At 72.2% G+C, this 302-nt stretch carries 1 pseudogene; it reads left to right on the top strand.

Annotation, left to right across the window (positions count from 1 at the left end):
• A pseudogene (locus PUR71_RS00400) lies at positions 1–302 on the top strand (glycosidase); the annotation flags it as partial.

Genomic DNA, 302 nt, shown 5'->3' with positions numbered 1-302 from the left:
GGCGCTCGCGCTCTCGTTCACCGCGAGCCTCGGCGCCCCCACCGCCCAGGCCGCCCCGCCCGCCAACAACGGCAAGGACGTCACCGCGACCCTCTTCGAGTGGCGCTTCGACTCCGTCGCCCAGGCCTGCACCAGCACCCACGGCCCGAAGGGCTACGGGTTCGTCGAGGTCTCGCCGCCCCAGGAGCACATCCAGGGCCCGCAGTGGTGGACCTCCTACCAGCCGGTCAGCTACCGGATCGCCGGACGGCTCGGTGACCGGACCTCGGTCAAGAACATGGTCGACACCTGCCACGCGGCCG

Source organism: Streptomyces sp. SP17BM10, from assembly GCF_036322405.1.
Lineage (GTDB): Bacteria > Actinomycetota > Actinomycetes > Streptomycetales > Streptomycetaceae > Kitasatospora.
This window is presented reverse-complemented; position numbering and strand designations above follow the sequence as displayed.